8 protein-coding genes, 1 rRNA gene and 1 pseudogene are annotated in these 9795 nt (G+C 41.3%); 8 read left to right on the top strand and 2 right to left on the bottom strand.

What is annotated here, in order from left to right:
• From rrf to FTT94_RS15640, 6 genes are all read left to right on the top strand, one after another.
• A 5S ribosomal RNA gene (gene rrf, locus FTT94_RS15615) occupies nucleotides 1-110 on the top strand; the annotation flags it as partial.
• Between the two features lie 241 nt (nucleotides 111-351).
• Nucleotides 352-903 carry a DUF4256 domain-containing protein gene (locus tag FTT94_RS15620; RefSeq protein WP_180022955.1) on the top strand — a complete coding sequence of 184 codons (552 nt, stop codon included), beginning with the start codon at nucleotides 352-354 and terminating at the stop codon, nucleotides 901-903.
• A gap of 407 nt (nucleotides 904-1310) precedes the next feature.
• Nucleotides 1311-2660 (top strand): aromatic acid/H+ symport family MFS transporter, encoded by a 1350-nt coding sequence (locus FTT94_RS15625; protein WP_180022954.1) that lies wholly within the window; start codon nucleotides 1311-1313, stop codon nucleotides 2658-2660.
• An 82-nt stretch (nucleotides 2661-2742) separates the two neighbouring features.
• Nucleotides 2743-3288: a hypothetical protein gene (locus tag FTT94_RS15630; RefSeq protein ID WP_180022953.1), complete on the top strand. Its 546-nt coding sequence runs from the start codon at nucleotides 2743-2745 to the stop codon at nucleotides 3286-3288.
• Nucleotides 3289-3370: 82 nt separating this feature from the next.
• Nucleotides 3371-3682 (top strand): ankyrin repeat domain-containing protein, encoded by a 312-nt coding sequence (locus tag FTT94_RS15635; protein ID WP_180022952.1) that lies wholly within the window; start codon nucleotides 3371-3373, stop codon nucleotides 3680-3682.
• Between the two features lie 381 nt (nucleotides 3683-4063).
• A complete protein-coding gene (locus tag FTT94_RS15640; protein WP_180005607.1) occupies nucleotides 4064-5239 on the top strand; it encodes a PQQ-dependent sugar dehydrogenase in 1176 nt (391 codons plus the stop codon).
• A 93-nt stretch (nucleotides 5240-5332) separates the two neighbouring features.
• Here the strand turns inward: FTT94_RS15640 and FTT94_RS15645 are convergent, their stop codons facing one another.
• Nucleotides 5333-6373, bottom strand: coding sequence for a TauD/TfdA family dioxygenase (locus FTT94_RS15645; RefSeq protein ID WP_078190660.1), 1041 nt, complete (start codon nucleotides 6371-6373; stop codon nucleotides 5333-5335).
• Nucleotides 6374-6844: 471 nt separating this feature from the next.
• Here FTT94_RS15645 and FTT94_RS15650 point away from each other — a divergent pair, with 471 nt between their 5' ends.
• Both FTT94_RS15650 and FTT94_RS15655 read left to right on the top strand, forming a co-directional pair.
• Nucleotides 6845-7240, top strand: coding sequence for a tautomerase family protein (locus FTT94_RS15650; RefSeq protein ID WP_168379827.1), 396 nt, complete (start codon nucleotides 6845-6847; stop codon nucleotides 7238-7240).
• A 490-nt stretch (nucleotides 7241-7730) separates the two neighbouring features.
• Nucleotides 7731-9020, top strand: coding sequence for a glutamate carboxypeptidase (locus FTT94_RS15655; RefSeq protein ID WP_180171091.1), 1290 nt, complete (start codon nucleotides 7731-7733; stop codon nucleotides 9018-9020).
• Between the two features lie 325 nt (nucleotides 9021-9345).
• On the opposite strand, the pseudogene FTT94_RS15660 reads toward FTT94_RS15655, so the two are convergent.
• Nucleotides 9346-9678 (bottom strand): annotated as a pseudogene (locus tag FTT94_RS15660) (NADPH-dependent FMN reductase); the annotation flags it as partial.
• Nucleotides 9679-9795 lie beyond the last annotated feature (117 nt).

Consider the following 9795-nt stretch of genomic DNA (forward strand, 5'->3'; position numbering starts at 1 on the left):
CGACAATAGCAAGAGTGAACCACCTGATCCCTTCCCGAACTCAGAAGTGAAACCTCTTAGCGCTGATGGTAGTGTGGGGTTACCCATGTGAGAGTAAGTCATCGCCAGCTCATTATTCGAAACACCCTCTGACATATCAGGGGGTGTTTTTTTATGTGTGTGGAAAAAATAAGAAGAAAAGTAGAAGAACAAAATAGGAAAATAAGAAGAAAAGCGAAAGCAAAAAATAGGAAAACGACAGATATTTAAAATGAATAAAGCTAAACAGCGCAAAAAATTTACATCAAGCCAAGCTTATATTCTTTATAGTGAAGTTTAGTCGCCAAGGTATAAAAACAATAGGATGTGCAAATGCTCCAAGATCTCGATGAAGTCTCTATTTTAGAAATATTGCAGCAACGCTTTGAGGCAAATATGCAGCGGCATCCAGAATTACTTTGGGATGATGTAAAAAAACAATTGATTGCACAGCCCTCAAAACTAAAAATTTTAATCGAAATGGAAAAAACAGGCGGTGGGCCAGATATTGTGATGCTGAATCAGCAATCTCATGACCTGATATTTTATGATTGCAGCTTAGAGTCGCCAAAGCCTAGACGAAGCTTGTGCTATGACCGTGATGCCTTGGAGAATCGGAAGGATCATCCCCCGAAAAATAACGTTATAGACATGGTTCGAGACATCGGTGCTGAGCTACTGACAGAAGAAGACTATCGAGCAATACAGCAAGTTTTTCATTTCGATTTAAATACTTCGAGCTGGATCGTGACGCCAGCAGATATTCGGCAAAAGGGTGGGGCACTGTTTTGTGACCGACGTTATGATCATGTATTTAGCTACCATAATGGCGCACAGTCATATTATGCGTCTCGAGGATTTCGCTGTAAGCTGGTGATTGCTTAGTCTCAGTGCTATCAATGCATTTAAAACAATCAAGAGTGTTCAAACGAACTTTTCTAAAGATGTAATTGCGTTTGTTTTTTAGACATTTAAAATTTTTCTAAACTAAAGATAGAAATAAATGATGGTGTATCGTTCTGAAGTTGAATGAAAGAATAGAAGAATTAGGCCTGAAAATAAGGGTATTATTATTTAAAAAAATCAGTTAAATAATCATATATTGATAATGTTTAATAATTAAACTAAAGCATGAAAAATAACACAATTAACATGTACTTATAAGCGACTAGATTTATTAAACATACGTCTAATATCCCTAGAAAACACTGTTCCGTATATTCCGTGGCTGTTGAATTTTACTTAAAAATTCAATGAATGTTATGGACAAGTACTCATGGGAGATGAGAACGATGACAACGGAAAAAATAGACATAAATTCTGTAGTCGATAAGGCTAAATTTACCCCGTTCCACTTCAATGTAGTGGCTTGGTGCTTATTGATTATTTTATTTGATGGCTACGATTTAGCGATTAATGGCGTGGTTTTACCATTATTGATGCAAGACTGGGGCTTAAGTGCAATGCAAGCGGGGATGCTTGCCAGTACTGCGCTCGCAGGCATGATGTTTGGTGCCATGTTCTTTGGTTCTTTAGCGGATAAGATTGGCCGTAAAAAAGTCATTATGATCTGTATCGTTTTATTTAGTGGTTTGACCTTTGCCGGTGGTTTTGCGTCGAATCCAACAGAATTTGGTATTTTGCGTTTCTTGGCTGGTTTAGGGATTGGCGGTGTAATGCCTAACCTTGTGGCTTTAACGTCTGAATACGCGCCGCAGAAGATGCGTAGCACACTGGTAACGACGATGTTTAGTGGTTATGCAGTCGGTGGTGTGATGGCGGCACTTTTAGGTTCATGGTTCACCCCTGACTTTGGTTGGCAAATCATGTTCTTTATTGCGGGTATTCCACTTTTCCTTTTACCTGTGATTTGGAGATTTTTACCAGAATCTTTGGCATTTATGGTGAAAGAAAACAAACAGGAAAAAGCCCGCAGTATCGTGAAGCGCTTAGCACCTGAAGTGAAAGTGACTGAAAATACAGTGTTCACTTTGCCTCAAGAAAGCGTGCCTGAAGCTGCTAACGTGGTGAGTTTATTCCGCCGTGGTCGTGCCGTAAATACATTATTGTTTTGGGTGGCGTTCTTTACGTGCCTATTGACCATGTATGCGCTAAGCAGCTGGTTACCAAAACTGATGATGGCAGCCGGTTATTCTATGGATAACAGCTTAATGTTTATGATGGTCATGAACGTGGGCGCAGTTGTGGGTATTGTTGGCGGTGGTATTTTGGCTGACCGTTTCCATTTAAAACCTGTGCTGATGGTTTTGGGTATGATGGGCGCGATTGTGATGAGCTTGATGGGCTTCCAATCAAATCAGTTCTTGCTATACATTTTGGTGTTCTTGGCAGGTGCTGCATCTATTGGTTCGCAAATGCTGCTGTACAGCTATGTGGCGCAGTATTACCCACTTGCTGTACGTTCGACGGGTATTGGTTGGTCTTCTGCAATTGGTCGTATGGGCGCGATTGTAGGGCCGATTCTGATTGGTGGTTTGCTCGGTATGAACTTACCTGCGCATTTCAACTTTATGGCGGTGGGTTTACCTGTACTGATTACTGCGATCGCGGTTGCATTGATCATGCATGAAAACGACAGTGATAAAATTGATGTTAAAGAGGCATCTACAGCGAAAGCCTAAGTTGTGATTCTTTAAAAAGAAAAGCCTCCGAAAGGGGGCTTTTTATGCTCTAATAGAAATGATATTTAGAATATTTAAAATTATGACAAAAGAAAGATGTTTAGAAAAAATGAAATACGTCCGTGATGCCTTTTGGTTTAGTTTAGGTGCTTACGGATTAGCAGTAAAAGAACCAACAAGCCGTTATTTGAGTAATTATAATTTAACAGTATCAGATAAAGAAATATATGTCTTAAGCGGAAATGAAGTAGCTGCTACAGATTGGCTTTTATATAATATTAATTTTTCAAATACTTTAGACAATGGTTCAGCAAAAATGTTTGTTAAACAAACATTTTACTACATGATTTTAGAAACTTTCGAAGCTGCCAAAAGTTATGCTTTTGAAAATAATAAATCTGATCATTTTAGGTCACAAGAATGGTATGCCTTTGCAAGGCATCTTAGAAATGCAATTGGTCATAATGGTGTATGGTCTATAAAAGGAATTCCTAATGATTTGCCTACTACTTTTAGGAATAAAACTATTGATTTGAGTTTTAACGGTCAAGAGCTAGGCGACTTTATTGGTTGGGTATATGGATTACAATTGTGTGCGACAATTCAACTGTGGGTTGGAGAGAGTTAATATTTTGTTGTGTTGTTAATTATTTGGTTTTAATTAATCTAATATCTAACTAAGCCCTTATTAATACTATTGTGAGAAAAATATGAACTTTAATTCTATCTCCCCAATCCCTGAAGACGATGAAGAACTGCATCTGCCTGAGCTAGTGTACTGGGCATCTTTAGGTGAACTTGCAGAAGTCGAAAAATCTTTGGCGAATGGCACAGACGTAAACTCTGCCGATGAAGAAGGCTACAGCGCACTGCATGCAGCAGCAGAAAACGGCTATTTAGACGTAGTGAAGCTATTGGTAGGCAAAGGTGCAGATGTAAAGCACAAAACCCAATATACCGCTTTAGAACTTGCAGAAATGGCAGGTCATGACGATGTTGTGGCATATCTCAAAAGCCTCTAAGTCCGATTGCGCAAAATCATGATCGTGAAATCCTCCAGCTGAATCTGGGGGATTTTTTTAATGGGTCATAAAAAATTAATAGATAGAAAAAGAAAACCCCGACATCCTGTCGGGGTTTTCTTCGTATTTCGTGTTCTAGATACAACTCCTTGTCATATCTCACGTCCTGATGCAGAAACTTATTGTTATTGTTTTATGTTTCGGAAACTTCCTGTCTCCTGATAACTGTAGATTAGGCCTGTTTCATAAACTTGGAAAGCCGCAATTTTCTGCATGTCATGTAAGCCAAAACGTACAAAATTATTCTGTTACCTTTCCAAAGAAAAATCATCTGATTAATTGATTAGAATCAAATGATTATAAAAGGGAAGGGAACAGTAAATGAAACAATGCATACAATATTTTCGAACGCCTAGCCTGATCGTTGGCATCTTGATGACAGCCGCATGCCATGCGGAAAACACCACAACTACAGCACAAGATCAAACACCAAGCCAAACTCAAAATTCTGCACAAGTCCAGCAAGAACAGGGCTTTAAAATACAAAAAATCGCTCAATTCAATGAGCCTTGGGCCATCCAGCCACTTACAGACGGCCGTTTATTGCTGACTGAAAGAAAAGGTCAGCTAATTATCTTTAATCCTCAAAACCAGCAGAAAATACAGGTGAAAAACCTTCCCAAAGTTGCCTATGGCGGACAAGGCGGCTTAGGTGATATTGCACTCGATCCGCAGTTTGAAAATAATCATCAGATATATCTGAGCTATGCAGAAGCCGGACAGGGCGGTTATGGCGCTGTCATCGAAAAAGCCACATTAAACCTCAATGAAGCTGCGCCAAGTTTAAAACAGCGAAAAATCATTTGGAGGCAAATTCCAAAAGTAGAAGGTCAAGGCCATTATTCACACCGAATGCAGTTTGGCGCAGATGGAAAATTATGGGTGAGTTCGGGCGAACGTCAGAAGTTTGATCCTGCACAAGATCTGCAGTCAAATTTGGGTAAAGTACTGCGCTTAAATAGTGATGGAACACCTGCTGCGGATAATCCATTTCAGACCCAAGGCGAAGTTGCAAAGCAAGTGTGGAGCTTCGGGCACCGTAACCCTTTAGGCATGGCATTTGATGCAAAACAGCAGCTTTGGGTGGCCGAAATGGGACCGAAAGGTGGTGATGAGTTAAATCTCGTGCAGCGTGCGAAAAACTATGGCTATCCACATGTGTCGAATGGCGATCATTATGATGATCAACCGATTCCTGATCATCATACACGGCCTGAATTTGAAGCGCCTGCCATCAGCTGGACACCGGTGATTTCACCGTCGAGCCTGATGTTTTACCAAGGGCAAAAGTTCCCTTTGTGGAAAAATAAAGCGCTGATTGGCGGTTTGTCGTCTCAAGCAATCGTGATTGTGGACACAGCGCATCAGCCGGCAGCAGAAATCCAGCGCATCAACATGCCGCAGCGTATCCGTGGCTTGATAGAGGCCAAAGACGGCGCCATTTGGGGGATTGAGGACGGTGAAAAAGCATGGTTATTCAAAATTGAGCCAAAATAGCGGCTAAAAAATAAACAAAAAATTCAAAAAATAAAAAAAAAGCCCCTACGGGGCTTCTCACATACAGGCCTGCACGAATTTTAAATCCGTCAGCTAAGCCGCATAGTGCTCATCGGCATTAAATGCATTGGCTTGAATTTGAATTAATTTACGATTTCCTTGTTCTCCATTCATTCGCCAATGCGCAATTTTAATATTATCGACAATAGCAACATCGCCTTTATGCCACTGCAAAAGCAGGGCATCTTTATACATCGCATCAAAAAATTGCTGCTTTTCGGCATCGCTCCATTCAATTTGTTGACCTTCTGGCGTGTAAATTTCCCAAGTCAGTTGCATGCCGTCAGCCGTTGAATCGATTTCAATCTCCCCGCGATTTTCAAAGCAATTTTTGGCCGCCTGATGGGCAAATGGATTGGTATTATTGGCAAAAGCCCACGGCTGAATGACATGCTTTTTTGTATCAGGGTGATGAATCACCAGTGGCGAACGCTGCAAGGTCAATTTGGCTTTTTTATCTTGTCGAATCTCTAGACTAAACGGGCTCTTTTTCAGCAATAATCGGTCAAATAGCCCCACCTCGCGCGCCGAGACATAAGAAAAATGGTTCCATGCGCCGAGATATTTTTCCTGTAGATGTTTCGGAAAATTCTCCCAAATCTGCTCTAAGTTATTAAATCCTGTTTCTGCCAAATACGTCGAAGGTTCCTGACAAAATAAGGCGATATAACGCGAGCGTTCTGAGCGTACTCCGCCTTCAACATGCGGGCCTTGTACCGAGTTTTCGACTGGACCCAATTGCACTGTGTTGCGGTCTATATAACGACGGTAGTCGCCAGCACCGAGCAAGTTCTCGCTGTATTTTCGCATCCAAGATGCAACCCAGCTGGGCATATTGGGGTTAAAAGCATTCCATGGCGTAAACTGAAAATATTGTTCAATCAGTTGGTTAAATTGTTCGGGTTGCTCGATGTTAAAACCACGAAACAGTAAGATGCCATTTTCATGGATTTGTTGTAAAAGCTCTTGTCGATGCGCGCCAATATATTGTGCAAGATCTTGTGGGCTATTGTGTTCTGGAGCGGCATGAAAAATGCGGGTAAAACTATTCAGTTGTTGCTGTTGCAATTGCATAGGTCATTCTCTAATTTTTTAATTCAATTTTTATTGTTGTCGCCTAATCCCTAAGCGCTGACAGTTCGAGCTGCTGAACTCGCAGCCATTATTCTGTCTAAAATCTTTGCCGATTATAAGTACAGTTTTACTGTTGCGATGTAAGTATTGTTGATAAATTGCGATTTTTCGACGAATAGAGTGCGATTGCTGAGTGAATGACGACATGAAAAAAGCCCTCGACATCCTATCGAAGGCTTTTTAGATTCATTCTAAAGATATGACTCCTGTCATACCGATTAGCGTTCCTGCTGCATGTGCATTATTTATTTTTATTGCAAGACATCCTGTCTCTGTATGTTCTTACTATAGGCGCGTTGCTGTTGAGGCTACAGGCGTAAATACTGCAAGCGCTGTAGGTAAATGCCTACAGCAGAACGTCGCTAAATCCTGCTAGTGTAGTGATGGATATAACAACAATGAGTTTCGCGCATGCCTGCAACACAAATCGATATACGGATGCAATACAGCATAGAACAAGAACAACAGTTGATAAATGCTGTCTTTGACGCCTTACAACAGAGTTTTCAGCTGCCTCGATATGACCGCAATATACGTTTGCAAGTGCATGCCCCACATCGGTTTCAGGTGTTTGATCATTTGACGCAGCCTGAGCGTTTTACACATATCACCATCGATTGTTTTGCGGGACGAACCTTAGCAACCAAGCGTAAGTTATATCAAATGCTGGTGCAAAATTTGGTGGAATTTGGCATTCCAGCCGACCATATCATCATTACCTTACGCGAAAGCCCTCAAGAAAACTGGGGGATTCGAGCTGGTCAAGCCGCCTGTGATGTCGATTTAGGTTTTCAGGTCGATGTTTAGTCTGTGCAAATACATGGAATGTTGCTTTCACGGAGCTTAAACGAAAAAAGCCCCGACATCCTGTCGGGGCTTTTTCGGATTCATTGTAGCGGTATAACTTCTGTCCTACCGTTAAGCTTCCTGCTCATTGTCTTATCATTGTTGTTTTATGTTCAGTGACATCCTGTCGCTGTATGACCTTAATATAAAAGTAATCCAATAACGTGAATAGTGTCTATTATCCGCATCTGATGTAAGCCAAAACGTACAACACCTAAATTATCATTCTGTCCGTCGCGTCAATGTATTGCACAGCATTAAGGCTCTCGACCGTTAGATCTATGCATCCATATTGATCTAAACCGCTTTTAAAACAGCAGGAAGCTGGTTTTGAAGTGACTAAAAGCCTTATCAGTGGTGTTACATATTTTTGCGATTAATTGGTTGAATGGTGAACTAATTTATCAGACATTAAAAATTCATAATGAAAAATATACAGGGAATAAGATCGATGCTAAGAACACTTACACAACAACGGACGATATCAAAACTTCAGCTCGCATTAGGCTGTGCCATTGCGCTTAGTGCTTCAGCAAATTGGGCAGCATCTCCACAAGAGATTAAGAAAATTGCGGAAAGTCAAAAACACAGTTATTTAGAGACCTTGAAAACCTTGGTCAATATTGAATCTGGCAGTAAAGATATTGAGGGTTTGAATCAAATTGCCAAGGTGGTCGCAGAGCAATTAAAAGCCACAGGGGCTGAGGTGAACGTGATTCAGCCCAAAGACATCATGAAACTCGATGGTGCGCCAGATCAGACAGGGCCGATTGTAAAAGCGGTACTAAAAGGCAAAGGTCAAACGAACATTATGTTGTTGGCGCATAACGATACGGTGTATCAAAAGGGCCAATTACAAGGTCAACCGTTTCGCATAGACGGTAATAAAGCCTATGGCTTGGGTATTTTGGATGACAAGCAAGGTGTTGCTGCAGTGATTCATGTTTTGGATATGCTGAAACAGCTGAAGTACCAAGATTACGGCACCATTACGGTATTAATTAATTCAGATGAAGAAATCAGTTCACCCGGCTCGCGCCAATTGATTATGGATACCGCTCAAAATCAGGACGTTGTCCTCTCCTTTGAAACCGGTGGTTTAGAGGGAAGCTTGATGTTAGCCACCAGTGGGATTGGTGCGGCTTATTTAGATATTAAAGGGCAGGGTTCGCATGCGGGGGTAAAACCTGAAGCAGGGGTCAATGCCTTGACAGAACTGGCTTTTCAGATTCAACAATTGGAAAATCTATCCAATCCGAAAACGGGTTTAAAGCTGAATTGGACTGTTGCGACGGCTGGAAAAACCCGAAATGTGATTCCTGACCATGCGACAGCGCAGGCAGATGCTCGTTCCTTAAAACCACAAGATTTTGCTGAGTTGGAAAAAACCTTGAAGCAAAAAGTCAAAACCAAAAAATTGGCGGAAAGTCAGGTCGAGGTCAAATTTGAAGTCCGTCGACCACCTTTAGAAGCCAGTCCACAAGCCAAAAAATTAGCCGCGACAGCCCAGCAGATTTACACAAACGAATTAAAGCTGCCGATGAAAGTTGAAACGACCGCTTGGGGTGGTGGTACTGATGCCGCTTTTGCTGGAGTTACTTCGAAAGCCGCGATCATTGAAGGAATCGGTATGTCTGGCGATGGATTACATTCAGATAAAGCAGAATATATTTTGACGGATTCTATCGTGCCGCGTTTGTACTTGGTGACCCGCTTAATTGTTGAAAGTTCTAAAAAGTAATCGCATCCGATTGGATGAGATCCATTGAGCCATGGCCCTGAGTTTGGTTATGGCTCATGTTAGAGCTACACTTGTGCAGCATTTGAAATGAAAAAAGCCCCGACATCCTGTCGAGGCTTTTTCAGATTCATTCTAGCGGTATAACTCCTGTCCTACCGTAAGCTTCCTGCTTAGTCTTATCATTGTTGTTTTATGTTCAGTGACGTCCTGTCTCTGTATGTTTTAACTTTATCGTGGATGATGCATGGCGTATAGCTGCCATCTGCCGAAAATAATGTAAGCCTGAACCTACAAAAGGCGGCATTTATCACGCGAACGGCAACAATTAAGCACTCACATATTGCAGTAATTTTTTGAAAATCGCTTTAACCGCTTTGTTGTCAAATTCATTCGGTTCGAATTTATCTGTTTGATTACGTGTAAAAATGTCACGAATTTCAACTACAGCATTACTGTCAATTAAGCCCAATTGAGTTGCCACTTGGCGAATTTGATCAATCGAACGTGAACCATTGGTGCCTCCATAGCTAACGTATGCCGCAGGTTTTCCGCCCCATTCTTTACCGAGGTAATCCAATGCATTTTTGAGCGCAGGGCTGTAGCCGTGGTTATATTCAGGGCTAATGAAAATAAATGCGTCGCCTTGCGCGATTTTATCAAATGGAGCGTAAAACTCTGTCCTTCAGGTCAGAGATATAAGCGACACGACATGAAGTGTCGTTTGATTTAACTAAGGACTATTTTCCTTGAGTTTTGATTGTTAATATAAGTACAT

Source organism: Acinetobacter sp. YH12027 (genome assembly GCF_013420085.1).
Taxonomy (GTDB): Bacteria; Pseudomonadota; Gammaproteobacteria; order Pseudomonadales; family Moraxellaceae; genus Acinetobacter; species Acinetobacter amyesii.

Coding starts and splice junctions, on each gene's coding strand:
- FTT94_RS15650 (WP_168379827.1), top strand. CDS start 6,845: ATGCCTGCAACACAAATCGATATACGGATGCAATACAGCATAGAACAA.
- FTT94_RS15620 (WP_180022955.1), top strand. CDS start 352: ATGCTCCAAGATCTCGATGAAGTCTCTATTTTAGAAATATTGCAGCAA.
- FTT94_RS15635 (WP_180022952.1), top strand. CDS start 3,371: ATGAACTTTAATTCTATCTCCCCAATCCCTGAAGACGATGAAGAACTG.
- FTT94_RS15625 (WP_180022954.1), top strand. CDS start 1,311: ATGACAACGGAAAAAATAGACATAAATTCTGTAGTCGATAAGGCTAAA.
- FTT94_RS15655 (WP_180171091.1), top strand. CDS start 7,731: ATGCTAAGAACACTTACACAACAACGGACGATATCAAAACTTCAGCTC.
- FTT94_RS15645 (WP_078190660.1), bottom strand. CDS start 6,373: ATGCAATTGCAACAGCAACAACTGAATAGTTTTACCCGCATTTTTCAT.
- FTT94_RS15640 (WP_180005607.1), top strand. CDS start 4,064: ATGAAACAATGCATACAATATTTTCGAACGCCTAGCCTGATCGTTGGC.
- FTT94_RS15630 (WP_180022953.1), top strand. CDS start 2,743: ATGACAAAAGAAAGATGTTTAGAAAAAATGAAATACGTCCGTGATGCC.